Source organism: Microbacterium helvum (genome assembly GCF_014779795.1).
Lineage (GTDB): Bacteria > Actinomycetota > Actinomycetes > Actinomycetales > Microbacteriaceae > Microbacterium > Microbacterium helvum.
Window position 1 is genome coordinate 64,014 of sequence record NZ_JACXZS010000001.1, and the last position, 25,444, is coordinate 89,457.

A 25,444-nucleotide genomic window follows, 5' to 3' on the forward strand; every position below is an offset into this window, starting at 1 on the left:
CACATCGGAGGTACGACAATGTCCACCGCACGAACCCGCCTCGCACTCGCACTCGCGGGCACCGCAGCCGCGGCGCTCGCACTCGCCGGATGCGCCTCGAACGATCCGCTCAGCGGCGACAGCACCGACGCCGGCGGTGCCACCGAGTCGTCGACGATCGTCATCGGGTCGCAGGACTACTACTCGAACGAGATCATCGCCGAGATCTACGCCCAGGCGCTCGAAGGCGCCGGCTTCACCGTCGAGCGCAACTTCACCATCGGCCAGCGCGACCTGTACATGCCGTCGATCGAGAACGGGTCGATCGACCTGTTCCCCGAGTACACCGGCAACCTGCTGCAGTTCTTCGAACCCGACACGAAGGCGACCGAGTCCGAGGACGTGTACGCCGAACTGAAGGACGCCCTGCCCGACGGCCTCACGGTGCTCGACCAGTCCCCGGCCACCGATCAGGACTCGTACAACGTCACCGCCGCGTTCGCCGAGGAGCACAACCTCAAGACGATCGCCGACCTTGCGAACGTCGACGGCCTGGTGCTGGGCGGCGCGCCCGAGCTCGAGACGCGTCCGTACGGCCCCACCGGCCTCAAGGATGTCTACGGCGTCACCGTCTCGTTCTCGGCCACCGCGGGAACAACCGTCGATGAGCTCGTGGCGGGCGGCATCCAGGTCGCCGATGTCTACAGCGCCGACCCGCAGATCCAGACGAAGGATCTCGTGACGCTCGAAGACCCCGAGTCGCTGTTCCTCGCGTCGCACGTGGTGCCGGTCGTCAACGCCGACATCGCCGACGAGATCGCCGACGTGATCAACCCGGTGAGCGCGAAGCTCACGCCGGAGGGCCTCATCGCCATGAACGTCGAGTCGACCGAGGACGAGCGATCGGCCGAAGACATCGCGAAGGACTGGCTCGCCGACAACGGGCTCGACTGAGCGCGAAGCGAAGGCCGGCCCGGGGCTCCCCCGAGCCGGCCTTCGCGTCTACCCTGGACCCATGCCGTTCGGCCAGGTCATGACGACGGGCTTCATCGCCCTGCTCTTCCTGCTGCCGCTGTACTTCCTGTGGTTCGCGTTCGACTCGTACCGCAGGCGCCGGCGCGGCGAGACGCCTGCGCACTCGACGGGCGGAGTCGCGGCCTTCGATTCGATCTGGCAGCCGACCGCCGAGGACGCACGCGTCGTGTGGGAGGCCGAGCAGATCACGCCGGCACCCGCGCCGACGCCCGGCGATGGGCCCGGCGTGATCGACGGCAACAGGATCGTCATCGAGACCGGGCTGCGTCACACGTCCTGACGGGGCGGCCGCCGCGTGCCGCGTCAGCCGCGGCGCAGCCGGCGCACGAGAGCGGCGATCAGCCGCCAGCCGACGAGGGCGACGAGCAGCGTCACGGAGGCCACGATGATGAAGGGCAGCGCCGTGCCCTGGCCGGTCGCCAGGCGCAGCATCATCCCGCCCGCCACGGTGACCGCCCACACGCCGAGGCCGGTGCGCACCGGCGCGGCGGGTGCGCGCCACCCGAGCGTGACGAGCCAGCCGAGCCCGAGGCCGGCGAGGAACGGCCAGGACGTCTGCCACAGGCCCGACCAGATGTCGGAGTCATGGCTCGCACGCCCGGTCGCCGCGAACGCCACGACGAGCGCGATGTCGAGCACCAGGGCGAGCACGATCGCGGCAGCCGTCGGGCGCGTCCGGGCCGGTGCCGAGCCGGTCACGCTGCCGCCTCCGCGGCGAGCGGCGCGAGCGACGGGGTGAGGGCCTCGCGCTCGTCGAAGACGAAGCACTCGCCGTTCCAGTGGGCGCCGCCGACGTGCTCGAAGTAGCCGAGGATGCCACCGTCCAGCTGATAGGCCTCGACGCCGATCTCGCGCAGGTAGATGGCGGCCTTCTCGCAGCGGATGCCGCCGGTGCAGTAGCTCACGACGGTCTTGCCCTCGAGCTCCGCAGCGGCAGCGGTGGCGGCATCCGGGAACTGGGTGAACCGCTCGATCCGCCAGTCCAGCGCGCCCTCGAAGGCGCCGTAGTCCACCTCGAACGCGTTCCGCGTGTCGAGCAGCACGATCTCGCGTCCGTCGTCGTCGGCGCCGTCGTCGAGCCAGCGGCGAAGCGTCACCGGGTCGACCGCCGGCGCCCGGCCGGCGTCGGGGCGGATGGCCGGGTGGTCCATGCGGATGATCTCGCGCTTGACCTTGACGAGCATGCGCCCGAAAGGCTGCTCGCCCGACCAGCTCTCTTTCGTCGTCAGCCCGGCGAACCGTGCGTCGGCCCGCAGCGATGCGACGAAGCCGCGCACCGCCTCGGCGTCGCCGGCGAGGAAGAGGTTGATCCCCTCCTCGGCGAGCAGGATCGTGCCCTTCAGCCCCGCAGCGACCGCCCGCCCGTGCAGCACGGGCTTGAGGTCTGCGGCGTCGTCGAGGCGCGTGAAGAGATACGCCGAGATGTTGAGAACGGATGCCACACCTCCAGCCTACGGAACCCTCCGGCCGCGCCCGCCGGGCTCGCACGCGCTACGACACGGATCGCTGACGTCCCGACGCGGCCGCGTCAAGGGGGTGGCGCCCAGCGGCTGCGCGACAGAGAGTGGTCACATGGCCGCCGAGCGCGGCGGGCGGGAGGAATCATGACCGATCCGACGATCCCCGAACCGCTTCCCGGCCAGGTGCCGCCCGGCGAACGGCCGCCCGGCCCGGCACCCGCCCCCAGCGAGCCCTTCCCCACGACGCCCGATGAGCCGCCGTCGCCCTGGCCCGACGAGCCACTCGCCCCGAATCCCGAGGAGCCGCCGTTCCCCGGCACGCAGCCCGAGGACGCCGATGCCGTGACGGGCGGGCCAGCCCCGCGTCTCAGGCCGGCCGCACGCGTGCGGCCAGCAGTTGCTCGGCGAGGTGCCAGATCCGGGCTTGGGCGGCGGGGTCGGTGAGGCGACGATAAGGCCGCTGCCGTGCTGCCGCACCGCCGAGGTGCAGGAACCCCGACGGACCGAAGAACTCCGGTGCCCCCGGACTCGCCGGCGCCACGGCCGCGAGCAGCGCCGGCTCCGCTGCGCGCGCAGGCGAGTTGCCCACGAACCGCGCGAGCGAGTGCTGCGTGCCGCCCTTCGCACGGGCGCGCATCGCGGGCGCGATCGCGGTGTCGGGCGCGACCCCCGGGTGGCTCGACTGCACGGTGAGACCCCAGCCGCCGGTCGTCGAGCGACGCGCGAGCTCGCCGCCGAACAGCCCCAGCGCGACCTTGGAAGCCCCATAGGCCCGCAGCGCCCGGTACCGCCTCGCCGTCTGCAGGTCGTCCCAGTCCAGTCGCGAGATGCCGGCGGCGAGACTGAGCTGTACGACGACGCGTGATGCCCGCTCCTGCAGCAGCGGCAGCAGCGCCGTGGTCAGCGCGAAATGGCCGAGGAAGTTCGTCTGGAAATGCAGCTCGAACCCGTCCTCGGTGACGTGCCGCTCGGGGTCGCCGAGCAGCACGATGCCGGCGTTCAGCACCAGCAGGTCGATCGCGCCGTGCTCGGCGCGCAGCGTGTCGGCGAGCGCGGCGACCGAGTCCAGGCGTGCCAGATCGAGGTCGCGGAGCGTCAGCCGAGCGTCCGGATGGGTCTCACGGATACGGGCGAGGGCGCGCTCGCCCTTCGTGCGGTTGCGCACGGGCAGCACGACCTCGGCGCCGGCGCCGGCCAGTCCCCGCGCGATCTCGACGCCCACGCCGTCGCTGGCGCCGGTGACCACGGCGGTGCGTCCCCGCAGGTCGGGCAGCGTGATGGGCATGGCTCTCCGTTCGGCGTCCGCGTCAGAGAGGAGCAGGCACGGGCGCCCCAGATACGACGCCCGCCCCTTCCGCCGAGGCTACTCGCCGTCAGCTCGCCCGGCGGGCGGCGCCGGAAGCGCCGGAACGCCTGCCTCCACGACGCGGCCCGCGTCGAGCACCGCGTCCTCGGCGAACATCGGACCGATCAGCTGCACGCCCGCGGGCATGCCGTCGTCCGCGAGCCCGGCCGGCACCGCGAGCGACGGCAACCCGAGGAAGTTCGCCGCCACGGTGAGCCACAGGTCGCGCCACGCGCGGTCGGCGGCATCCTGCCCGCCGAGGTCGTAGTCGGGTCCGCGCATCCGCGACGCCGAGACCGGTCCGAGGATCACGGGCACCTCGGACTGCAGACGACGCCAGTCCGCGGCGACCACCGCGCGCTGCGCCCACGCCTCGGCGTATTCGCGCGCGGTCTCGTACGGCCGCGCGGCCGCCGTGCTGTCGCGCAGGAACGCCGTCGCCGAGCGCCCGAGCGGCATGCCGAGGTCCGTCGGGTCCAGCGACATGAGCATGTCGGTGCACGACAGCCGCCGCCAGATCACCGCGGCCTCTTCCAGACGCGGCGGATCGACGTCGACGACCTCCCACCCGGCCCGGGAGAGGGATGCCGCGGCCCGCTCGATCCCGGCGACCACGCGCGGATCCACGCCATCGCCGAACGATCGCACGACGCCGACCCGGCGAGGCAGGTCCCGCACACACGGGGCGTCGAGCGAGACCGGGTCGGTAGCATCCACTCCTCGCATCACGTCGAGCGCGAGCGCGACGTCGTCGACGGTGCGGGCCATCGGGCCGTTGACCGAGAACTCCTGCAGGGTCAGGGCGACGGGGTAGCCGGCGACCGCGGCTCGGGGCACGCGTCCCCGTGAGGGGCGCAGCCCGACGACGCCCGCCGCGTACGCGGGCAGCCGCAGCGAGCCGCCGAAGTCGTTGCCGAGCCCGACGGCGCTCATGCCGGTCGCGACCGACACCGCGTCGCCGCCGCTCGAGCCGCCGACGCTGCGATCGGGGCGCCAGGGGTTCAGCGTGCGCCCGAACAGGTCGTTGTCGGTGTCCCACCGCATGCCGAAGTCCGGCATGTTCCCCCGCCCGATCGGCACCGCGCCGGCGTCGCGCATGCGCTGGACGATCGTGGCGTCGCGCGCGGGCACGGCCTCGGCCATGCCGCGCCAGCCGTTGGTCGTGGCCGACCACGTCAGGTCGATGTTCTCTTTCACCGAGATCGGCACGCCCGCGAGCGGTCCCGGGTCGCCACCCGCCGCGAGCGTGGAATCGACGGTGGATGCCGCCTCCCGCGCCCGATCGGCGAACACCACGGTCAGGGCGTTCATGCCGGGGTTCACGCGCGCGATGCGCTCGAGATGGGCCTCGACGACCTCGGCCGCGCTGACCTCGCGCCGGCGGACGGCGCCCGCGATGTCGGCGGCGGAGGCGTGCGGCCCGAGTGCGTCGTGCGCGGGAGCGGAGGGTGCAGTCATCGCACCCATCCCACCATGCGCCGTCGTCGGGCGCACGCATGCCGCGACCGCCATAGCACTCCCCTTCGCCCGGGGCAATCCCTCCCCCTCGCCGCGGTTCGCCGGGTTAGCGTCGTGAGCATCCCGGCGACAGGCCGGCGTACAGGAACGGAGCGAACCCATGGCGACCACGACCGCGAAGAAGACCTCCGGCAGGACGAGCACGACCCGGCGCGCGGCGCCGACCCGTTCCCGTCGGACCTCCGACACCGCCGGCGCCGAGCTCACGCCCGAGCAGAACGCTGAGAAGGGGTTCCGCGCGTCCGAGTCGCTCAGCCAGAACCTGCAGAAGGTCCTCGTCGACCTGATCGAACTGTCGCTGCAGGGCAAGCAGGCGCATTGGAACGTCGTGGGCCGCAACTTCCGCGACACCCACCTGCAGCTCGACGAGATCATCGACGCCGCACGCACGTTCGCCGACACCGTCGCCGAGCGCATGCGGTCGCTGCACGCTCTTCCCGACGGCCGCAGCGGCGAGGTGTCGCGCACCACGACGCTGCCCGAGTTCCCGCAGGGCGAGATCGCGACGAGCGACGTGATCGACCTCATGACCGAACGGCTGGATGCCGTCGCCCAGACCTGTCGCGACGTCCACGACGACGTCGACGAAGAAGACCCCACTAGTGCCGACGTCCTTCACGCGATCCTCGAACGCGTGGAGCAGCTCTCGTGGATGGTGAGCGCGGAGAATCGCACCCCGCAGCGGTGACCCCTGGCGCCCTGACGCCGCCCGCCCGTCTCACGACCGGCGGGCGGCGTCATGTGCCGGAAGGGGTTCGGTCGTCGGGCGATGCGCGCCACTAGGATCATGCGCATGGCATCAGGCAACAAGAAGCAGGAACCCGAGCTCCACGGCGGAGTCCTCTCCGGCAACGGCAGCCCGGCCCTGTGGGGCACCCTCGTCGGCCTCATCGTGTTCGCGTTCGTCGCGGTGCCGATCTCGGCGGCCGTCCGCTTCGCGACCCACCCGATGACGCAGCAGCTGTTCGGCGGCCGTCTCGACGACGCGACCCAGGGCGGCTACGTGGCGTTCTGGTGGATCGTCGCGATCTTCCTGTTCGCGCTGCCGTTCCTCGTGGGCTGGGGCGTCGCGAAGCTGTCGGGCAAGACGCTCGCGATCATCGCGGCCGTCATCGGCCTGTTCTTCGTCGTGAGTCTCGTGCTGGGGCAGCTCTTCGTGTTCTGAGCCCGTCCGCGTGGATGCCGTCGGGCTTCGGCCGCCGGCATCCGGGGATAATGGGGGCATGGGGACCGGTTACAGCGCGATCTCTAGCTACTCCCGTGTCGAGATCATGCGGCTGCTGCAGGAGCGCCCGCAGCGGGCGATCCCCGAGCTCGCCCTGGCGACCGGCCTGCACGCGAACACGGTGCGCGAGCACGTGCAGCGTCTGATCGATGCCGGGTACGTGATCGCCGAGACCGAGCACCGCACGACGCGTGGCCGGCCGCGTGTGCTCTACTCCGCGGCCACGGGCGACGACGACGCGTCGAGCCCGGTCGCGGTGCGCCGCGCCGAGGCGGCCGCGCGACGCGGCGATCTGCTGCGTCGGATCTACGGCTCGGAGACCTCCGCCGGTCCCGACCCGCTCAGCACCGAGGCGCTGCACCAGCTCGATGCTCTCGTCGACGATCTCGGCGACGCGGGCTTCGATCCCGTCGTCGACGAGCGCGAGCTCACGGTCGACCTCACCCCCTGCCCGCACGCGCCGTCGGGGGCTCAGCGCGGCGTGCTCTGCGGCGTCCACGTCGGGCTCATGGACAGCGTGCTCGCACAGGCCGGTGGGCCGCTGCGCGTCGAGGGCATCGCGGCGTCGTGCGACCCGACCCAGTGCGTCGTCCAGCTGACGGCCACCGGCTGAGTCAGACGGTCACGCGATCGGATCGTGCGTACAGATTCATCGACGCACCGCGCACGAAGCCCGCGAGCGTCAGCCCCGCCTGCGCGGCCAGCTCCACAGCGAGCGAGGAGGGCGCCGACACGGCGGACAGGACCGGGATTCCGGCCATGACGGCCTTCTGCACGAGCTCGAAGCTCGCACGGCCCGACACCTGCAGCACCGTGCCCGAGAGCGGCAGGCGTCCGTCCAGCACCGCCCACCCGACGACCTTGTCGACCGCGTTGTGGCGGCCCACGTCCTCTCGCAGCACGAGCAGCTCGCCGGTCGCGACGTCGAACAGCGCGGCGGCGTGCAGGCCGCCGGTCTTGTCGAAGGCCGCCTGACCGGCGCGCAGCCGGTCAGGCAGCGCCGCCAGCAGCGCGGCATCGACGGTCACGGGATCCGCCGACACGTCGTACTGCGACCGCTTCTCGATCGCCTCGATCGAGGCGGCACCGCACACGCCGCACGCGCTCGTGGTCGCGAAGGAGCGGGCGCGCTCGTGCGCCTTCGCGTCGAGGCCCGGGGCGAGCGCGACGTCGAGGACGTTGTACGTGTTCTCGGTCGCCGACGGGGACGAGGCGAGCGCCGGTGCGCCGAGCATCCTGAGGGGCGCAGGCGCAGGCGCAGGCACCGCAGCCGTCGGCGTCGTCGTGCCCGGCCCGCCGCAGTGGATGGCCGCGCGCACGTCGCCGCCCGAGGCGATAACCCCCTCCGACAGCAGGAGCCCGGCGGCGAGTTCGAGGTCATGACCGGGCGTGCGCATCGTGACGGTGAAGGGCTCGCCCGCGATGCGGATCTCCAGCGGCTCCTCGACGGCGACGGTGTCGGCGCGGCGGCGTACGGCGCCGCCTGCCTCGGTGAGCGCGATCCGCGTGACCGGGGTGCGGGTCGTGACGCGGCCCATGTCAGCCGCCGATCGCGTTCATGCCGCGCGCCGGCTGCAGGAACGAGGGATCGTTGATGGCGTGACCGGGAAGTTTTCCGCGCACGCAGGAGCGCAGCATCCCGTCGATCTGTGAGGCGGTTCGCTCGTCGCCCCCGCGAAGGGCGGGCAGCAGGTCGTACTCGGTGGTCGAGAACAGGCAGTTGCGCAGCTGGCCGTCGGCGGTCAGGCGCAGCCGGTCGCAGTCGCCGCAGAACGGAGCGGTCACCGAGGCGATGACGCCCACCGTGTGCGGACCGCCGTCGAGCGTCCAGCGCGCGGCCGGAGCACCGCCGCGCCCGGGCACCGGTGTGAGCGTCCAGCGCGCGGCGAGCTTCTGCAGGATCTCGTCCTGCGTCACCATGCGGGCGCGGTCCCACGTGTGGCCGGCGTCGAGCGGCATCTGCTCGATGAACCGCATCTGCGCATCGTGCGCGACGGCGAACTCCACCAGGTCGACGAGCTCGTCGTCGTTGACGTCGCGCATCGCCACCGCGTTGAGCTTCAAGGGACGCAGAGTGGATGCCGCAGCCGCCGCGATCCCGTCCCGCACGTCATCGAGGCGGTCCCTGCGGGTCAGGTCGCGGAAGCGGTCGGGGCGCAGAGTGTCGATCGAGATGTTGAGCCGGTTCAGGCCCGCGTCGACGAGGCCCGGCAGCAGTTCTCGCAGCCGGATGCCGTTGGTCGTCATGGCGATGTCCACCGGGCGCCCGTCGGGACCGGTGATGGCCGCGAGCCGGCGGACGATCTCGACGATGTCGGTGCGCAGCAGCGGCTCGCCGCCCGTGAGCCGGAAGGTCGTGATGCCGTCGGCGGCCGCCACCCGGGCGACCCGCTCGATCTCGTCGAGCGTGAGGATGCTGGTCTTCGCGAGCCACTCGTTGCCCTGCTCGGGCATGCAGTACGTGCAGCGCAGCGAGCACCGGTCCGTCAATGAGATCCGCAGATCCCGGTGCACGCGGCCGTGAGTGTCGACGAGCGGATCCCCCACTCGCTGATCCTCCGGCCGGGCTCCCTCGGCGGGGCCGGCCACCATGGCCGCCGGCATCCCTCGCCCGATCGTGACGGGGATCGCGCTCACGCGCGCCGCCCCGATCGCCCCGTCCACACCGCCATGGTTCGAGGGTAGCCGCGCCGCGGAGGGATGGCGCGAGCGGGTGGATTATTCACGGCGAGGTGACCGGCGCGGCGGGGCGAACACTGGGAAGGTGGAGGCGCACGGTTCCGCTCCGTCAGGGGACTCCCGTGTGGTCTGACCACATGCTACGGTGGTCGCAACAGTCCGGATCGATCGGAGAACCCTCGTGGATCTGCTGGACCCCCTGCTGCTGGCGCGCTGGCAGTTCGGCCTCACGACGCTCTATCACTTCCTGTTCGTCCCGCTGACGCTCGGCATGGCGCTGACGGTCGCGATCTTCCAGACCGCGTGGTTCCGCACCGGCAAGCTCAAGTGGCTGCATCTGACCCGGTTCTTCGGCAAGGTGTTCCTGATCAACTTCGCCATGGGCGTGGTCACGGGCATCGTGCAGGAGTTCCAGTTCGGCATGAACTGGTCGGCGTACTCCCGGTTCGTCGGCGACGTCTTCGGCGCCCCGCTGGCGTTCGAGGGCCTCATGGCCTTCTTCTTCGAGGCGACGTTCATCGGCCTGTGGATCTTCGGGTGGGACAAGCTGCCCAAGGCGCTGCATCTCGCGAGCATCTGGATCGCGACGATCGGCGCGTGGTTCTCTGCCTACTTCATCCTCGCGGCCAACGCGTTCATGCAGAACCCCGTCGGCTTCACCATGGCCGAGGACGGCTCGCGCGCCGAGATGACCGACTTCTTCGCGGTGCTCACCAACCCGGTCGCGCTCGCCGCTCTCCCCCACACGCTCTTCGCCGCCTTCATGATGACCGCCGGCGTGATCATCTCGATCTCGGCCTGGCACCTGCTGCGCAAGCAGAACGTCGAGATGATGCGCTCCTCGCTGCGCTACGGACTGTGGGGCATGATCGTCGCCTTCGCCGGCGTCGCCGTCTCGGGCGACCAGCTGAGCCTCGTGATGGTGGCGACGCAGCCGATGAAGATGGCGGCCGCCGAGGCGACCTTCGACACCGTCTGCGGCGCCGACGCCTCGTTCTCGATCTTCACGCTGGGCACGCCCGACGGCACGAGCGAGCTGTTCTCGATCCGCGTGCCGTACCTGCTGTCACTGCTGTCGACGCATTCGCTCGACGGCTGCGTCGAGGGCATCAACGACCTCAACCACCTGTACACGACCGAGATGTTCCCGCAGTTCGCCGACCAGGTCGACGGCAACTTCGCCCCGATCCTGTGGGTCACCTACTGGGCGTTCCGCTGGATGATCGGTCTCGGCGGCATCGCCGCGCTCGTCGCGGTGGTGGGCCTGTGGCTCACCCGCAAGAAGGCCAAGCGCGAAGTCCCCGCGTGGGCGTGGCGCCTCGCGATCTGGGCCTGGCCGGCATCGCTGTTCGCGATCCTGGTCGGCTGGGTCTTCACCGAGATGGGCCGTCAGCCCTGGATCGTGTTCAGCCTCATGCTCACGGAGGACGGCGTCTCACCCTCGGTGCCGGGGTGGACCGTGCTGATCTCGCTCATCGCCTTCACGGCCATCTACGCCGCCCTCGCGATCGTCGAGATCGGGCTCATCATCCGGACCGGCAAGAAAGGCCCCGAGCCCCTGCCCGACCCCGATGCCCCCGTCGACCCCGACCGTGACGAAGCCGCGGACGCCGGCATCCGCACGACGGTGTACTAGGAGATCGAAATGGACCTCGCCTTCCTCTGGTTCTGGATCGTCGGCTTCCTGTTCGTCGGCTACTTCGTGCTCGACGGCTTCGACTTCGGCGTCGGCATGTCGCTGCCCTTCCTCGGCAAGAACGACGTCAGCCGCCGCCAGGTCATCAACACCATCGGCCCGGTGTGGGACCTCAACGAGACCTGGGTCATCGTCGCCGGCGCGTGCCTGTTCGCCGCGTTCCCGGAGTGGTACGCGACCCTGTTCAGCGGGTTCTACCTCGCGCTGCTGTTGATCCTGCTGGCGCTCATCCTGCGCGGCGTCTCGTTCGAGTACCGCCACCAGCGCGACTCGCTGCGGTGGAAGCGCGGCTTCGACACGATGATCGTCGTCGGCTCGGCGGTGCCGGCGTTCCTGTGGGGCGTGGCGGTCGCCAACATCGTGCAGGGCGTGCCGATCGACGCGTCGCACGAGTTCACGGGGTCGCTGCTGACGCTGCTCAACCCGTACGGGCTGCTCGGCGGCCTCACGACGCTGCTGCTGTTCTTCACCCACGGCGTGTACTTCGTCGCGCTGAAGACCGACGGGCAGGTCGCGGTCGATGCGCGCAGGCTCGCCGGCCGCGCCGGTCTTCTCACGATCGTGGTCGCTGCGGCGTTCCTCGTGTGGACCGTCGTCATGGCGTTCTCGCAGGGCCGCGACTTCGCGCTCGTCACGGCGATCCTGTCGGCCGTGGCGGCGGTGCTGCTCATCGCCTCGTGGATCTCGAACGCCCGCAGCCGCGAAGGCTGGGCCTTCGGTTTCGGCGCGGTGACGATCGTGACCGCGGTGCTGGCCGTGTGGTTCGCGCTGTTCCCGTACGTGATGCCGTCGACGACCGACCCGGCCTACAGCCTCACGATCGAGAACGCATCGAGCACGGATTACACGCTGACGATCATGTCGTGGGCGGCGCTCATCTTCCTGCCCCTCGTGCTGGCGTATCAGGGCTGGACGTACTGGGTGTTCCGCAAGCGCGTCACGCGTTCGCACATCGAGGCCGCCGCCGCGGCCCCCGCGCACTGACCGCGGCACGATGGAGGAGGACGACCGAGAGGACCCGGCACGCGCGTCGGTGAAGCCGGTCGACCCGCGCCTGCTGCGGTACGCGAGCGCGTCGCGCGGGTTCTTCGTCGCGATCGCGCTGATCGCGCTCGCGCAGACCGCCGTGATCGTCGCGTTCGCGTGGCTGCTCACGTCGGCGATCACCTCGGCGATCGACGGGATGCCGCCCGCCGGGCTCGCTCCGGCACTGGGGTGGCTGGCGGCCGTGATCGCGGCGCGTGCGCTGCTGCTGTGGGCGCGCGAGGCGGTCGCCTCGCGCGCGGCGGCCCGGGTGCAGACGCAGCTGCGGGAAGCGCTGATCGCGGCGGTCGGGACGCTCGGCCCGGAATGGCTCGCCGGCCGCAGCTCTGCCGCCCTTGCGATCACCGCCGGGCGCGGTCTCGATGCGCTCGAGGCGTACTTCGGCCGCTATCTGCCGCAGCTCGTGCAGACCGTCGTGGCCACGCCGCTCATCCTCGCGGTGATGTGGTGGCAGGACTGGATCTCGGGACTCACCGTGCTGCTGACGCTCCCCCTGATCCCGATCTTCATGGTGCTGATCGGCCTGGCGACGCGCGCGGTCCAGCAGCGTCAATGGCGGACGCTGCAGCACCTCGCGTCCCGGTTCAGCGATACCGTCCAGGGTCTGTCGACGCTCAAGGTGTTCGGCCGTCAGCACCGGGCAGCGGCATCCGTCGCGCGCGTCACCGACGAGTACCGCCGCGAGACGATGCGCGTGCTGCGGGTGTCGTTCCTGTCGGGCTTCGCCCTGGAGTTCCTCGCATCGATCTCGGTGGCGATCGTCGCCGTGTCGATCGGGTTCCGTCTCATCGACGGCGCGCTCACCCTCGCCGTCGGGCTGTTCGTGCTGCTGCTCGCCCCCGAGGCCTATCTGCCGCTGCGACAGGTGGGCGTGCAGTTCCACGCCGCCGCCGAGGGCGTCGCGGCGACCGACGACGTGTTCGACGTGCTCGACGCCGCCCGCGCCTCGGCAGGGTCCGCGACCGGACACTCGGTTCTCCCTGCTCCCCGGGTCTCCGAGGGGGGCGCCCTCGTCGTCCGCGATCTGCGCGTGCACCGCGGCGAGGGGATGCTGCCGCCTGTCGCCTTCTCGGCCGCCCCGGGCACCGTCACGCTGATCGAGGGGCCGAGCGGCGCGGGCAAGTCCAGCGTGTTCGCCGCGCTGCGCGGCGCTGCGACGTTCGACGGCGGCACGGAGTACGCAGGCGCGGACGTGCGCACGCTGCCGGCGTCGTCGTGGCTCGCGTGGGCCGGCCAGCAGCCCGGTCTGCTCGCCGGCAGCATCGCGGCCAACGTCGCGCTCGGCGATCCCGCGCCGGACGCCGGCCTCGTGCGCCGTGCGCTCGACCTCGCGTGCGCGGACTCCCTCGATCCGGCGCTCGAACTCGGCGTTCAGGGCGCCGGCCTGTCGGGTGGTCAGGCGCAGCGCGTCGCCGTCGCCCGTGCGTTCTACCGGTACCTGCGCGGCGGGGCCGCCGTGATCGCGCTCGACGAACCCAGCTCGGCGCTCGACCTCGACACCGAGGCGCGGCTGTGGCAGGGCGTCCGCGCGCTCGCCGACGACGGCGCCGTCGTGCTGCTCATCTCGCACCGCCCGTCGGCCCGCGCCGTCGCGGACGCCGTCGTGCGGCTGGCCGTTCGACAAGCTCAGGGACCGGGCATGGTGCGGGCATGACGACGACGAACGAGGTGCTGCGCGGGGCCATGCCGCCGGCGCGGAGATTCTGGTGGGCTCTCGCCGCCGGCTTCGCGTCCGAGGCGTCGGCGGTCGCGCTACTCACGGTGAGCGCGTGGCTCATCGTGCGGGCGAGCGAGCAGCCTCCCGTCCTGTACCTGTCGGCGGCGGTCGTGGGCGTGCGGTTCTTCGCGATCTCGCGAGCCGCGTTCCGGTACCTCGAACGGCTCACCGGCCACGACGCGGCGCTGCGGCAGCTGGCCTCGACGCGTTCCGACCTGGTGCGCCGGCTCATCCCCCTGGCACCCGACGGCCTCGCGCGCACCCGGCGCGGCTCGATGCTGGGCGCGCTCGTCGACGATGTGGACGAGCTGCAGAACCTGCCGCTGCGGGTCGTGCAGCCGCTCGCTTCCTCCGCGCTCGTCGCCGTCGGAGCCGTCGTGCTCGTCGCGTTCGTGTGGTGGCCCGCCGCGGTGACGCTGCTGGCGTGCCTGGCGGTCGCCGCCGCCGTCGCGACGCTGTGGGGGTGGGCGTCGGGTGGCCGCGCCGAGCGCGCGATCGCCCCGCTGCGAGCCGATCTCGCCGACGCGGTGGTCGATCACCTCGGCAGCCTCGACGTGCTGATCGCGTACGGGGCAGAAGCGCGCAGCCGCGACCGCATCGCTCACGCCGACGCGGCGCTGCGACGCGCGCTCGTGCGCCGCGCCGGCGCGCAGACCGCGACCGCCGCGCTCGTGTCGCTGCTGGCAGGCGCCGCCTCGATCGCCGCCGTGCTGGTCGCTGCGCCCGCAACGGCTTCCGGCGCGCTCACGGGCCCGGCGCTCGCGGTCGTCGTGCTGGTGCCGATGGCGGTGTTCGAGGTGTTCTCGTCGGTGCCTCTCGCGGCGTCCGCGTGGCGCCAGGTGCGTGCGTCGGCGGAGCGGATCGCGGATGCCGTTCCCTCGGCGGTCCCCGTCGAGATCCCCCGGGAGGCGCCCGCGGCGGCCGGCGAGAGCGTCGCTCCGCCGCTCGGCGAGGGGATCCGGCTGCGGGCCGCCGACGTGCGATGGCCCGGCACGACCGCGGCAGCCCTCCATGACGTCGACTTCGCCGTGCGGCCGGGCGAGCGCGTGCTCGTCGTCGGATCGAGCGGCGCGGGCAAGACCACGCTGGCGCACGCGCTGGTGCGCTTCCTCGAGACCGACGGCGTCTACGAGCTCGGCGGCAGGTCGGTGCACGATCTCTCGCCCGACGACGTGCGGCAGACGGTCGGCCTGTGCGAGCAGCATCCGATGCTCTTCGATGAGGACATCCGGCAGAACCTGCTCTTCGCCCGCGACACGTCGACGGATGCGGAGCTCGAGGACGCGTTGCGGCGCGTCGGCCTCGACGAGTGGGTGCGCGCGCGCGGCGGACTCGACGCGCGCGTCGGCGAGCGCGGCGCGCTGGTGTCGGGCGGGCAGGCGCAGCGCCTCGCGCTCGCACGCGCGCTGCTGCGCGGGTTCCCGGTGCTCGTGCTCGACGAGCCGACGGCGGGAGTCGACCCCGAAGCCTCCGACCGGCTGCTGACCGACCTGCTCGGCGCCGTGCCCGACGACCGCGCGGTCGTGCTGATCTCGCACATCCTCGTCCCCGACGGTCTCATCGACCGCGTCGTGCGGATCCACGACGGGCGCGTGATCAGCGCATGACTGCGTCGACCCCGGCCTAGGCTCGGACCGTGAGCGACGGCATCCGCAATCCGTTCGAGGGTCTCGATGCGCAACTGCGCCGAGCCGACCGGTTCCGCGACAGCGTCGATCCCGTTGCGGCGGTAGCCGCCTACCGCACGTTCACGGACTTCGTGAGACCGCGTCTTGCCGACCTGCGCGTCGCGGCGGGGCTGCCCGCCGAGCCCGGCACGCGCCGCGACGGCAAGGCGATCGCGGCGCGCGACGGAGCGGCGGTCGATCCCGCCTCGCTGGGCGTCTACACGTTCTGGAACAACCCGGTCGATACCGCGCCGCCGCTCGTGCAGGCGTGCATCAGCGAGCTGACGCGGCTGCACGCCGATCAGCCGCGACCTCTGATGGTGCTCGACGGCGCGTCGGCGCGCGAGCTCGTGGAGATCCCGGATGCCGTCGCCCAGGCCCTCGAGAAGGAGCATCCCGCCCACTTCTCGGACTTCGTGCGGATCAGCGTGCTCGACCGGCACGGCGGTGTGTGGGCCGATGCAACGTGCTGGGCGCCGGCACCCCTGGCGACGGCGGTCGCCCCGCTGCTCACGGCCGGTGCGCTGTACCCCCGCTGGACGCGGCGGCAGATCGGCAACTGGTTCATCGCGGCCGTGGCCGGGACGCCGCTCATCCGCCTGCAGCGGCTGACGCTGCAGGCATGGTGGGAGTCCGACGGCGGCATCCCCGACTACTTCCTGTACCACCGCATCTTCGAGGTGCTCTACGACCTCGTCCCCGAGTTCCACGGGCAGTGGCTCGCCGCTCCCCCGCTGTCGGCGGCCGCCGCCCACCTGCTGCAGCTCGGCATGATGCAGCCGTGGGATGCCGACGCGATGCGCTTCGTCGCGGGCACATCGATCGTGCAGAAGCTCAGCTACAAGTACGACACCGTGCCGGCGGGATCGGTGCTCGAACGGCTCGTGTCGGGGAGCCCCCTCGTCACCGGCTGATGCTGCCGCCCACCCGTCCGGGCGGTGTCAGAGGCGCTTGGCGAAGACTGCGGTGCCCTCGGGCGACGGCAGCACGTCGAATCCCACGCGTGGATAGAACGCGATGGCGCCGGCGTTCTCGGCCGCGGCGACCAGGTGCAGGCCCGGGACGCCCGCGTCGCGCAGCGCCTGTTCCAGCGTCTGGATGAGCCCGCGGCCGAGCCCCTGCCCCTGCGTCTCGGGCAGCAGGTCGATATGCAGGTGCGCCGGGTACTCGTCGCCGAACGGCTGCGAGCCCCCGTGCCGCGCGTACGCGTAACGGACGATGCCGTCCTGCCGCGACGCGCTCACCGGCTTCGGGTCGCCCTCGGGGCGCGGCCAGCGGTCGTGGAACCTCGGCCACCACTCGTGCGCGAACCACTCCTCGAACGCCGACGAATCCGGCGCGCCGACGACGTACCCGACCACGCGGCCGTCGTCGGCCTCGACCACGAACGCGAACTCGGGGTGGCGGGCGACGTATGGCAGCACGAAGATCTCGCCCCACAGTTCGTCGTCGTCGAGCAGACCCGTCGCGTCGGCTCCGGCGTCGGCGGTCTTGAGGCAGATGTCGGAGAGCGCCGGTTCGTCGCCGGGACGGAAGGGGCGGATTCGGGTCACGGCGCGAGTCTATTCGCCGCCCGCGTCCTCGCCTGCAGCGCCCTCCTGCCCGACGAGGAACCGCACGTCGGCCGGGTCGAGCCGCAGCGTCAGGCTCTGACCGGCGTCGAGCCCGGCCGCGAGCCCTGCGGGAACGTCGACGGCGACGTCCGGTACGGCGGTGCGCACACGCACCCCGGCCGGGGTCTGCTCCAGCCGCACGATCCGCGTGCGCCACTCCCCCGGTCCGCTCGGCTCGCCGTCGACGATCCGCACGTCTCCCGGTCGGAACACGGCGGCCGCTTCGCCCGGCGCAGGGGGGATGGATGCTTCCAGCATCAGCGCGCCGGCGTGCCAGGCAGCGGCCGTGACCGCGGGCCCGGCGGCCCCGCCCGACCCGGAGGCTCCGGCCCCGCCCGCCCCGGAGGCTCCGCTCGACGAGCCCGACGCGCCCGACGCGCCCGGCGGGGCGACAACCCTTCCGACGACGCGATTGAGCCCCGCGACCGCCGCGGCGAACCGGGTCGCGGGCGCCGCCAGCACCTCGCGCACCGGGCCGGACTGCGTGACGCGCCCGTCCTCGAGCACGACGAGGCGCGACGCGAGCGCCACGGCGTCGACGGCGTCGTGGGTCGCGACGATCGCGGCGGTCCGGGTCTCGGACAGCTGCCGGTGCAGCAGCGCGCGCACATCACCCGCGGTCTCGGTGTCGAGCGAGGTCAGCGGCTCGTCGAGCAGGATCACCGCGGGCTCCGTCGCGAGCGCGCGTGCGAGCGCGACGCGCTGCTGCTGGCCCCCCGACAGCTTCGCCGGCCGGCGTCCGCCGTGATCGGCGAGTCCCACGCGGCGCAGCCATTGCGCCGCACCGGCCGCCGCTGCGCTCTTCGACGCACCGCGCACGCGCAGGCCGAACGCCACGTTCTCTTGGGCGGTGAGGTGCGGGAACAGGCGCGCATCCTGACCGAGCAGCACCACGCCGCGCGACGCGGGCGGGGTGCGGCGTCGCGGGTCCGCGTCGAGCGTGCGGTCGCGCAGCCGCACCGAGCCCTCGTCGAACGCCGTGAGACCGGCGAGCACCCCCAGCAGCGTGGACTTGCCCGCCCCGCTCGGCCCCATGAGCGCCACGACCTCGCCCGCCGGCACCCGCAGGGTCGCGTCGAGCAGGAAGCCGGCGCGGCGCACCACGACCCGCGCGTCGAGGCCGGCGGGAGCGCCCCCGAAGCCGGCGCCGGCGCCCCCGAGGCCCGCGGGAGCGCCCGGCGTGACGGCATCCGGATCGTCCGAAGGACTCACCGCGGGGCCTCCGCCCGCCACGCGCGCACGAGCAGCAGCACGCCCACCGCGGTCACCAGCAGCAGCAGCGACAGCGCGACGGCGGTTCCCTGCGAGACGCCCGCACCGTTGAACGCGGTGTAGATCGCCAACGGCATCGTCTGCGTGACCCCGGGCGCGTTGCCCGCGAACAGCGCCGTCGCACCGAATTCGCCCATCGCGCGCGCGAAGCACAGCACGATGCCCGCCACCAGTCCCGGTGCCGCCAGCGGCAGGGTCACCCGGGCGAGGATCGTCCAGCGGCCCGCGCCGAGTCCGGCGGCCGCCTGCTCGTATCCCGTGCCGGTCGCCCGCAACGACCCTTCCAGCGCGAGCACGAGGAACGGCAGCGCGACGAAGGTCTGCGCCAGCACGACGGCCGTCGTGGTGAACGGAATGCGGATGCCCCACTCGGCGAGCGCGCCACCGAGCCAGCTGGTGCGCCCGAAGAGGAAGAGCATCGCCACGCCGCCCACCATGGGCGGCAGCACGAGCGGGACGGTGACCAGGGCGCGCAGCACGCCTGCCGTGCGGACGCCGCTGCGGGCGATGAGGAGCGCGAGCGGCACCCCCAGCACGACGCACACGACGGTCGCGATCGCGCCGGTGAGCAGTGAGAGACCCAGGGCCGCGAGCGCCTGAGGCGAGGTGACGTCGCTCCACAGCGTCGACCACTCCACGCGCAGGATCAGGGCGCCGAGCGGAAGGACCAGCAGGGCGAGTCCCAGCACGGCGGGCACGGCGAGCACACGCGGCACGAACCCCGCCCGCTCGCTGCGCGCGCGAGCGTCGGCCACTGCCCCGCTCATGGCGCCGCGAAGCCGAACGACGCGAGCACCGTCTGGCCGTGCTCGCCGAGCACGAAGGCCACGAACGCGTCGGCCGCTTCGGGGTTCGTCGAGCCGGTCAGCGCGGCGATGGGGTACCGGTTCACGACCGCGTCGGCGCCGTCGGCCTCGACGGTCTCGACCCGGTCGGTGGTGGCGGCATCGGTGACGTAGACGAGCCCGGCGTCGGCCTCGCCGGCGGCGACCTTGGTGAGCACCGCGGTGACGTTCTGCTCGTAGCTGTCGACGCTCGCGGCGACGCCCGCGTTCGAGAGGAGAGTGGTGGATGCCGCACCGCACGGCACCTCGGCGGCACAGAGCACGACGGTCAGACCCTGCCGTGCGAGGTCGCCGAGTCCGGCGACGCGGCCAGGATTCCCCTCGGGAACGACCAGCACGAGCGTGTTGCTCGCGAACAGTTCGGGTCGGCCGGCGAGATCCGCGTCCGCCACCTTGTGCATGTTCTTCTCATCGGCCGACGCGAAGACGTCGGCGGGGGCACCTTCGATGATCTGCGTGGCCAGCGTGGAGGAGCCGTCGTAGGTGATCGGCTGCACGTCGAGCGAGGGATGCTGCCGCTCGAAGTCGGCGGCGAGCTCGTCGAAGGCGCCCTTGAGCGAGGCCGCGGCGTACACCGTGAGTTCGCCGGTGAGCGCCGCCTCGTCCACCGGCGGATCGGCCGCAGTGGGGCCTTGATCGCCCGCGGTCGTGGCGCACCCGCTCACACCGAGGGTGAGCGCGGCGATGAGCGCGGTGCGGGCGAGGACGGTGCGGACTCGGCGCGGCATGTCAGCCCTTCGGCGTCTCGACGATGACGGTGGTGGCCTTGACGACGGCGATCGCCAGCGAGCCGGGCTCCAGGCCGAGTTCGCGCACCGCCTCGGACGACATGAGCGACACCACACGATGCGGCCCCGACTGGATGTCGACCTGCGCCATGACGCCGTCGGCCTGCACCCGGGTCACGAGGCCGACGAACCGGTTCCGGGCGCTCGAGAGCACATCGGCCGGATCCGCCGGCGTCTCGGCGAGCTCGACCGCCCGGGCGGCGAGCGCCTCGCCCGGGATCTCGCTCGGCGTGGCCCCGGTCGTCGGCAGTGTGCCGGCATCCACCCAGCGCCGCACCGTGTCGTCGCTCACGCCGAGCAGCCGCGCGGCCTCGGCGATCTTGTAGCTCGTCACGGCCACAACCTACACCCGCATCAGCGGCGTTCTCGCTGAGAATCCTCCGCATCTGCGGATGCGACCCGCGGGCACCGTGCGAAAGCTAGCCTGTGGGCATGGCCTTTCCCCCGCTCGTGCAGCCGGTCGCCGCGCTGAGCCACGCCGAGCAGACGCGCACGGCGCGCCATCGCGTGCTCGCCGGCTTCGGCGACGTCGCCCAGCGGCGCCTCGCCGCGGCGCACGTCGCGATCGTCGGCGCCGGCGGGCTCGGCTCCCCGGCGGTGCTGGCACTGGCGGCGGCCGGTGTCGGGACGCTGACCGTGATCGACGACGACGAGGTCGAGGCATCCAATCTCCAGCGTCAGGTGATGCACCGCGTCACCGACGTGGGCGCGGCGAAGGTCGACTCGGCCGTGCGCGTCGCCGCCGAGCTGTCACCCGCCACCGTGGTGCGCCCCCTGCGCGCGCGGCTGAACGCCGACAATGCACGCGAACTGCTCGCCGGCGCCGACGTCGTGATCGACGGCACCGACACGTTCCCGACGCGTGAGCTCGTCGCGGCGGCCTGCGAGGCCCTCGGCGTGCCGCTGGTGTGGGGCGTCGTGCAGGAGTTCCACGCGCAGGCGACGGTGTTCTGGTCGGCGCCGCCCGCCGGCACGGCGCCGATCGTGCTCGCGGATCTGTATCCGCCGGATGCCGCGGCCGACACGCCCTCGTGCGCACAGGTGGGCGTGCTCGGCACTCTGTGCCTGCAGCTCGGCTCGCTGCTGGCGACCGAGGCGATCAAGCTCGTGACCGGGATCGGCGAGCCGCTGTTCGGCCGCGTCCTCGTGATCGACGCGCTGCGCGGGCGCACCGACGAGGTGCCGCTGCGGCCTGCTGCCGCGCCTGCGGCGAACACGGCGCCCGAGCCGGCTCGGGCCGCCGGTGTCCCGGTTGCGCCACCCGCCCATCCCGCTGACACTGCGCCGATTGCGCAGCTGACGCCCGAGCAGACGTTGAGCGCTCAGCGCAGCGGCGCCGTCGTGCTGGATGTGCGCGAGCCCGTCGAGACGGCGCGCGGGGTGATCCCCGGATCGGTGCTCGTGCCGCTCGCGGAGGTGCTCGCGCAGCCGTCGGACGTGGCGTTCGGACGAGTCGTCGTCGTCTGCCAGGTGGGAATGCGGGCGCAGCGGGCGGCCCGCGCCCTGCGCGATGCCGGGGTCGAGGCTGCAGTCCTCGCCGGCGGGATCGACGCCTGGCCGCACCCGACGGTGCCCGCCGACGCGCTGAGCGAGGCGATGTGAGCGGGTTGCGCACGGTCGAGGAGCATCTCGCCGACGTGATGGCCGCGGTCTCGCCGCTCGGCGGCGAGACCGTCGCCCTGACAGCCGCCTACGGGCGCACCCTGCGCGAGCCGGTGCGGGCGGCCGTCGACATCCCGGTGTTCGACAACTCCGCCATGGACGGCTTCGCCGTGCGCTTCGCGGATGTGAGGGATGCCTCCGACACCGCGCCCGCCGTCCTCCGGGTCGTCGCCGATCTGCCGGCGGGCACGGCCGACGACCCCGCGCTCGCGCCGGGTGAGGCCGCCCGCATCATGACGGGATCGCCGGTCCCCACGGACGCCGACGCCGTCGTGCCGTTCGAAGACACCGTCGGCGGCTTGGAGGACTCGCTCGACCTGGTGCGCGTGCTGCGTGCGCCGCGCGCCGTCGGCGCGCACATCCGGCGTTCCGGCGAGGACGCCCGGGTGGGCGCCGAGGTGCTGCCCGCGGGCATCCTGCTCGGCCCGCTGCAGGCGGCCGCGGCGGCCGCCGCCGGGGTCGCCGAGATCGTGGTGGCACGGCGTCCGCGCGTCGCCGTCATCTCCACCGGCAGCGAGCTCGTCGCCCCCGGAGAGGAGCTGCGTCGCGGCCAGATCCCCGAGTCGAACAGCGTGCTGCTGAGCGGCCTCGCGGCCGACACGGGCGCGGTCGTGGTGCGACGCGACAGTGTTCCCGATGAACCCGCGCTGCTGGACGCACTGCTGACCGAGGTCAGCGCGCCGGACGCACCCGGCGGCCCGGCCGACGTGGTGGTGTTCTCGGGCGGCGTCAGCGCCGGAGCCTACGAGGTCGTCAAGACGACGCTGGCGCGCACGATGACGTTCACGAAGCTGGCGATGCAGCCCGGCAAGCCGCAGGGTTTCGGCCGGCTGCCGTCCGGTGCCCTGCTGTTCGGGCTGCCGGGCAATCCGGTCAGCGCCGCGGTGTCGTTCGAGGTGTTCGTGCGCCCCGCGCTGCTGCGGCTGCAGGGACGCGCGTCGACGGTGCGTCCGGTGGTGTCGCTGCCCGCAGCGGCGGGCTGGCGCACTCCGCCCGGCCGGCGGCAGTATCTTCCGGCGGTCATCGACCGCGCCGACCCGCGCGGCTGGCGCGTGCGGCCGGCGACCCCCGGCGGCTCGCACCTGGCCGGCGGCCTGGGCCGCGCCGAGGCGTACGCCGTCGTTCCCGCCGCGGTGGACGCCGTGACCGAGGGCGACCTCGTCGATGTCATGCTGATCTCATGACGCGCGACGAGTCGACCCCTGCCCCCAGCGACTCCGAGCCGACGAGCCCTTCGTCGCCGGAGCCCGGGCCGGCCTTCACCCATCTCGATGCCGCGGGACACGCTCGTATGGTCGACGTCACGCTCAAGCAGCCGACGGTGCGCTCCGCGACCGCGCGCGGGTTCGTCCGCTGCGCGCCCCACGTCGTCGCCGCTCTGCGCGACGGCGCCGTGCCCAAGGGCGATGTGCTCGCGGTGGCGCGGATCGCCGGCATCCAGGCGGCCAAGCGCACCCCCGAGCTGCTGCCGCTCGCTCACGTCATCGGCGTGCACGGCGCCGCGGTCGACCTGTCGATCGACGACGACGGCGTGGCGGTCGAGGCCACTGTCCGCACCGCCGACCGCACCGGCGTCGAGATGGAGGCTCTCACCGCCGTCTCGGTGGCCGCCCTCGCCGTGGTCGACATGGTGAAGGGGCTCGACAAGGCCACGTCGATCGAGCACGTGCGGATCGTCGCGAAGACGGGCGGCAAGAGCGGCGACTGGACCAGGCCGGGTGAGACCGGAGATCTCCGGCCGTGACCCGGCTCGGAGCCATCCTGCTCGCCGGCGGCCGCGCGACCCGCGTCGACGGCGCCGTGAAGCCGCTGTTCGACGTGGGCGGGCGCACGCTGCTCGCCGCCGCCGCTCGGGCTGCACTCGACGCCGGCGCACACCCCGTCACCGTCGTGGCGCCCGTGCTCGACGAGTCGCTCCCGGTCACGTGGGTGCGCGAGGACCCCCCGTTCTCGGGCCCGGCGGCGGCGACCGTCGCCGCGCTCGCCTCGTGGCCGGAGGCGGACGACCCCGAGTGGACGCTGCTGCTGGCATGCGACCTTCCCTCTGTCCACGCGGCGGTGCGCCGGCTCGTGGACGACATCGTGCTCCTCCCCTCCGACACCGACGGACTCTGCCTCGGCGACGCGTCGAGCCGCCCGCAATGGCTCATCGGCGCCTACCGCACGCGCGCGCTGCGGCCGGCGGCATCCACTCTCGCGGACGACGGGCGGGACGCCTCGATGCGCGCGCTCCTGGACGACCTGGCCATCACCGTCGTGACCGCGCCCGGAAACGAGACCCGCGACGTCGACACATGGCAGGATCTGGAAGAGGCCCGTGCTCGCGCGGGCGCCGCAACCGACCTGCACACCGCCGGTGAGGAGCCGTCATGAGCGATCAGTCCCGCACCCTTCCGCCCGAAGCGCTCGACGACTGGGCCGCCGCGCTGCGCGAACGACTCGGTCTGTCGCCGGACGACGTGCCGGTCGCCGCGGTGCTCGACCTGACCAAGGTGGTCGCGAACAGCGTCGCCCGCCCGGCCGCCCCGCTCGGGGCGTTCGCCGCGGGTCTTGCCGCCGGCCGCGCCGGCACCGACCCGGCCGAGGTGCTGGCGGCGCTCCGCGAAGTCGCCGACCTCGCCGAGGGGTGGGAGCAGCAGTAGTGGCCGTCGTCCGCTACTTCGCCGCCGCGCAGGAGGCCACCGGGCTCGACACCGAGCGCCGCACCGAGACCACCCTCGGCGCGCTGCGCGCGGCGGTGTCGACCGCGCATCCCGGGCTCGGCGGCATCCTCCCCCGCTGCGCCGTCCTCGTCGGCGGCTCGCGCGTCTCCGACGACACGCCGCTCGGCGCCGACGACCTCGTCGACGTGCTGCCGCCCTTCGCCGGGGGCTGAATTCGGCCTTGGGGCTCGGGGCGCCGCGGCGGCCGAGTGCGCGCGACGGCCGCGCGCGCCGCTGCGGGGACCCGCGCAGCCCGCACCCGCGCCGTCAGCCGCCGAGGCCGAGCCAGGTGGCGGTGCCGTCGGCTTCGAGCTGACGCTTCCACACCGGCAGACCGGTCTTGATGGTCTCGATGAGCGTGCGGCACACTTCGAAGGCCTCGGCCCGATGCGCGGCGGCGACCGCGATGACCACGGCCGCATCGCCCACGGCGAGCGTGCCGACCCGGTGCGAGACCGCGACGAGCGCCCCCGACGATCCCACGGCCTCAGCCGCGAGCCGCGCGAGCGTGGCCGGCGCGTCCGGATGCGCGGAGTACTCCAGTGCCACGACCGCCTCGGCCGCGTCGGGGTCGTGGTCGCGCACACGCCCGACGAACGTCGTCACCGCACCCATGCGAGGGTCGTCGACGGCCCGCAGGTGCGCGTCGAGGTCGAGCGCCGCACCGCTGATCGCGGCCAGCCGCACGGCGCCGGCGCCGCTCTCGAAGCCTGACATCAGTGGTCGCCGCCTTCGAGCTGATCGAGCACGTGCCGCGCGACCGACAGGACGACCGGCATGCCCGAGGCGACGCCCGCGGGTGAGCCCGGCAGATTCACCACCAGCACGCCGTGCGGGTCCACGACGCCGGCGATGCCGCGGGTGAGCATGCCGGCCGGCTTCTCGGCCGCACCGCGACGGCGCAGCTCCTCGGCGAGGCCCGGCACTTCGCGGGTCACGACGCGTGCGGTGCCCTCAGGCGTCTGGTCGCGGGGCGCGACACCCGTGCCGCCCGTGGTGATGACGAGTCCCACACCGGCGACGACGAGCGCGGTCAGCGCTCGCTCCACGCTGTCGGCGCCGTCGGGCACGATGACGGCGTCGTCGCACGCGAATCCCGCCTCGCGCAGGGCTGCCACCGCGACGGGTCCGCTGGCGTCGGATCGAGCGCCCTCGGCCGCCCGGTCCGACACGGTCACGACGGCGGCTCGGGTCATG

Annotated in this window: 29 protein-coding genes; 16 read left to right on the forward strand and 13 right to left on the reverse strand. The window is 73.0% G+C overall.

Annotated elements, in window-relative coordinates; all coding sequences use genetic code 11:
• Positions 1-18: 18 nt before the first annotated feature.
• Positions 19-933, forward strand: a complete 915-nt coding sequence (locus IF188_RS00340) for an ABC transporter substrate-binding protein (protein ID WP_191169804.1) — start codon at positions 19-21, stop codon at positions 931-933.
• 61 nt (positions 934-994) lie between these two features.
• Entirely contained in the window at positions 995-1,294 is a 300-nt protein-coding gene (locus IF188_RS00345; protein ID WP_191169805.1) for a hypothetical protein, read from the forward strand.
• A 23-nt stretch (positions 1,295-1,317) separates the two neighbouring features.
• On the opposite strand, the gene IF188_RS00350 is transcribed toward IF188_RS00345, so the two are convergent.
• The 4 genes from IF188_RS00350 to IF188_RS00365 all read right to left on the reverse strand — a co-directional run bounded on the left by IF188_RS00350 (position 1,318) and on the right by IF188_RS00365 (position 5,277).
• Positions 1,318-1,713 (reverse strand): DUF3054 domain-containing protein, encoded by a 396-nt coding sequence (locus tag IF188_RS00350; protein ID WP_191169806.1) that lies wholly within the window; start codon positions 1,711-1,713, stop codon positions 1,318-1,320.
• On the reverse strand, positions 1,710-2,456 hold the full coding sequence (locus IF188_RS00355) for a sulfurtransferase (RefSeq protein ID WP_191169807.1): 747 nt from the start codon (positions 2,454-2,456) through the stop codon (positions 1,710-1,712). The genes IF188_RS00350 and IF188_RS00355 overlap by 4 nt, the downstream gene beginning before the upstream one ends.
• A gap of 385 nt (positions 2,457-2,841) precedes the next feature.
• Positions 2,842-3,759 (reverse strand): SDR family oxidoreductase, encoded by a 918-nt coding sequence (locus IF188_RS00360; protein WP_191169808.1) that lies wholly within the window; start codon positions 3,757-3,759, stop codon positions 2,842-2,844.
• A 78-nt stretch (positions 3,760-3,837) separates the two neighbouring features.
• Positions 3,838-5,277 carry an amidase gene (locus IF188_RS00365; RefSeq protein ID WP_224751266.1) on the reverse strand — a complete coding sequence of 480 codons (1,440 nt, stop codon included), beginning with the start codon at positions 5,275-5,277 and terminating at the stop codon, positions 3,838-3,840.
• Between the two features lie 160 nt (positions 5,278-5,437).
• Between IF188_RS00365 and IF188_RS00370 the strand changes: the two genes are divergently transcribed.
• The 3 genes from IF188_RS00370 to IF188_RS00380 all read left to right on the forward strand — a co-directional run bounded on the left by IF188_RS00370 (position 5,438) and on the right by IF188_RS00380 (position 7,175).
• A complete protein-coding gene (locus IF188_RS00370) occupies positions 5,438-6,025 on the forward strand; it encodes a Dps family protein (RefSeq protein ID WP_191169810.1) in 588 nt (195 codons plus the stop codon).
• 105 nt (positions 6,026-6,130) lie between these two features.
• Positions 6,131-6,502, forward strand: coding sequence for a hypothetical protein (locus IF188_RS00375; protein WP_224751267.1), 372 nt, complete (start codon positions 6,131-6,133; stop codon positions 6,500-6,502).
• 58 nt (positions 6,503-6,560) lie between these two features.
• Positions 6,561-7,175 (forward strand): winged helix-turn-helix transcriptional regulator, encoded by a 615-nt coding sequence (locus IF188_RS00380; protein WP_191169812.1) that lies wholly within the window; start codon positions 6,561-6,563, stop codon positions 7,173-7,175.
• 1 nt (position 7,176) lies between these two features.
• Here the strand turns inward: IF188_RS00380 and fdhD are convergent, their stop codons facing one another.
• Positions 7,177-8,100, reverse strand: coding sequence for a formate dehydrogenase accessory sulfurtransferase FdhD (gene fdhD, locus IF188_RS00385; protein WP_191169813.1), 924 nt, complete (start codon positions 8,098-8,100; stop codon positions 7,177-7,179).
• Position 8,101: 1 nt separating this feature from the next.
• Positions 8,102-9,154, reverse strand: coding sequence for a GTP 3',8-cyclase MoaA (gene moaA, locus IF188_RS00390; protein ID WP_224751312.1), 1,053 nt, complete (start codon positions 9,152-9,154; stop codon positions 8,102-8,104).
• Between the two features lie 268 nt (positions 9,155-9,422).
• Here moaA and IF188_RS00395 point away from each other — a divergent pair, with 268 nt between their 5' ends.
• Genes IF188_RS00395 through IF188_RS00415 form a run of 5 tightly spaced genes read left to right on the forward strand, consistent with a single transcriptional unit; the run spans position 9,423 to position 16,279 of the window.
• Positions 9,423-10,877: a cytochrome ubiquinol oxidase subunit I gene (locus tag IF188_RS00395; RefSeq protein WP_191169814.1), complete on the forward strand. Its 1,455-nt coding sequence runs from the start codon at positions 9,423-9,425 to the stop codon at positions 10,875-10,877.
• Between the two features lie 9 nt (positions 10,878-10,886).
• Complete coding sequence (gene cydB / locus IF188_RS00400) at positions 10,887-11,921, forward strand: cytochrome d ubiquinol oxidase subunit II (protein WP_191169815.1); 1,035 nt, start codon at positions 10,887-10,889, stop codon at positions 11,919-11,921.
• A 10-nt stretch (positions 11,922-11,931) separates the two neighbouring features.
• Complete coding sequence (gene cydD / locus IF188_RS00405) at positions 11,932-13,635, forward strand: thiol reductant ABC exporter subunit CydD (protein WP_191169816.1); 1,704 nt, start codon at positions 11,932-11,934, stop codon at positions 13,633-13,635.
• Complete coding sequence (gene cydC, locus IF188_RS00410; protein WP_191169817.1) at positions 13,632-15,305, forward strand: thiol reductant ABC exporter subunit CydC; 1,674 nt, start codon at positions 13,632-13,634, stop codon at positions 15,303-15,305. The genes cydD and cydC overlap by 4 nt, the downstream gene beginning before the upstream one ends.
• 29 nt (positions 15,306-15,334) lie before the next feature.
• On the forward strand, positions 15,335-16,279 hold the full coding sequence (locus IF188_RS00415; protein ID WP_191169818.1) for a capsular polysaccharide synthesis protein: 945 nt from the start codon (positions 15,335-15,337) through the stop codon (positions 16,277-16,279).
• A gap of 27 nt (positions 16,280-16,306) precedes the next feature.
• Here the strand turns inward: IF188_RS00415 and IF188_RS00420 are convergent, their stop codons facing one another.
• From IF188_RS00420 to IF188_RS00440, 5 genes are read right to left on the reverse strand one after another with little or no spacing between them, the layout of a single operon-like run.
• On the reverse strand, positions 16,307-16,918 hold the full coding sequence (locus tag IF188_RS00420) for a GNAT family N-acetyltransferase (RefSeq protein WP_191169819.1): 612 nt from the start codon (positions 16,916-16,918) through the stop codon (positions 16,307-16,309).
• A gap of 9 nt (positions 16,919-16,927) precedes the next feature.
• Positions 16,928-18,190 carry a sulfate/molybdate ABC transporter ATP-binding protein gene (locus IF188_RS00425; RefSeq protein WP_191169820.1) on the reverse strand — a complete coding sequence of 421 codons (1,263 nt, stop codon included), beginning with the start codon at positions 18,188-18,190 and terminating at the stop codon, positions 16,928-16,930.
• Positions 18,187-19,017, reverse strand: a complete 831-nt coding sequence (locus IF188_RS00430) for an ABC transporter permease (RefSeq protein WP_191169821.1) — start codon at positions 19,015-19,017, stop codon at positions 18,187-18,189. Before IF188_RS00430 ends, IF188_RS00425 begins: the two co-directional genes overlap by 4 nt.
• On the reverse strand, positions 19,014-19,823 hold the full coding sequence (gene modA / locus IF188_RS00435) for a molybdate ABC transporter substrate-binding protein (protein ID WP_191169822.1): 810 nt from the start codon (positions 19,821-19,823) through the stop codon (positions 19,014-19,016). The genes IF188_RS00430 and modA overlap by 4 nt, the downstream gene beginning before the upstream one ends.
• Position 19,824: 1 nt before the next feature.
• The gene (locus IF188_RS00440) at positions 19,825-20,217 is read right to left on the reverse strand and encodes a TOBE domain-containing protein (RefSeq protein WP_191169823.1); all 393 of its coding nucleotides are present in this window, start codon (positions 20,215-20,217) and stop codon (positions 19,825-19,827) included.
• A 98-nt stretch (positions 20,218-20,315) separates the two neighbouring features.
• On the opposite strand from IF188_RS00440, the gene IF188_RS00445 reads away from it, so the two are divergent.
• Genes IF188_RS00445 through IF188_RS00470 form a run of 6 tightly spaced genes read left to right on the forward strand, consistent with a single transcriptional unit; the run spans position 20,316 to position 24,420 of the window.
• Positions 20,316-21,485: a ThiF family adenylyltransferase gene (locus IF188_RS00445; protein ID WP_191169824.1), complete on the forward strand. Its 1,170-nt coding sequence runs from the start codon at positions 20,316-20,318 to the stop codon at positions 21,483-21,485.
• Positions 21,482-22,729 carry a molybdopterin molybdotransferase MoeA gene (locus IF188_RS00450; RefSeq protein ID WP_191169825.1) on the forward strand — a complete coding sequence of 416 codons (1,248 nt, stop codon included), beginning with the start codon at positions 21,482-21,484 and terminating at the stop codon, positions 22,727-22,729. Before IF188_RS00445 ends, IF188_RS00450 begins: the two co-directional genes overlap by 4 nt.
• The gene (moaC, locus tag IF188_RS00455; RefSeq protein WP_224751268.1) at positions 22,726-23,289 is read left to right on the forward strand and encodes a cyclic pyranopterin monophosphate synthase MoaC; all 564 of its coding nucleotides are present in this window, start codon (positions 22,726-22,728) and stop codon (positions 23,287-23,289) included. Before IF188_RS00450 ends, moaC begins: the two co-directional genes overlap by 4 nt.
• The gene (gene mobA, locus IF188_RS00460; RefSeq protein WP_191169826.1) at positions 23,286-23,918 is read left to right on the forward strand and encodes a molybdenum cofactor guanylyltransferase; all 633 of its coding nucleotides are present in this window, start codon (positions 23,286-23,288) and stop codon (positions 23,916-23,918) included. The genes moaC and mobA overlap by 4 nt, the downstream gene beginning before the upstream one ends.
• Positions 23,915-24,187 (forward strand): DUF6457 domain-containing protein, encoded by a 273-nt coding sequence (locus IF188_RS00465; RefSeq protein ID WP_191169827.1) that lies wholly within the window; start codon positions 23,915-23,917, stop codon positions 24,185-24,187. Before mobA ends, IF188_RS00465 begins: the two co-directional genes overlap by 4 nt.
• Entirely contained in the window at positions 24,187-24,420 is a 234-nt protein-coding gene (locus tag IF188_RS00470; RefSeq protein ID WP_191169828.1) for a MoaD/ThiS family protein, read from the forward strand. The genes IF188_RS00465 and IF188_RS00470 overlap by 1 nt, the downstream gene beginning before the upstream one ends.
• Positions 24,421-24,514: 94 nt before the next feature.
• Here IF188_RS00470 and IF188_RS00475 read toward each other — a convergent pair whose 3' ends face one another.
• Complete coding sequence (locus IF188_RS00475; RefSeq protein ID WP_191169829.1) at positions 24,515-24,964, reverse strand: molybdenum cofactor biosynthesis protein MoaE; 450 nt, start codon at positions 24,962-24,964, stop codon at positions 24,515-24,517.
• Positions 24,964-25,443, reverse strand: coding sequence for a MogA/MoaB family molybdenum cofactor biosynthesis protein (locus tag IF188_RS00480; protein ID WP_191169830.1), 480 nt, complete (start codon positions 25,441-25,443; stop codon positions 24,964-24,966). Before IF188_RS00480 ends, IF188_RS00475 begins: the two co-directional genes overlap by 1 nt.
• Between the last annotated feature and the right edge of the window lies 1 nt (position 25,444).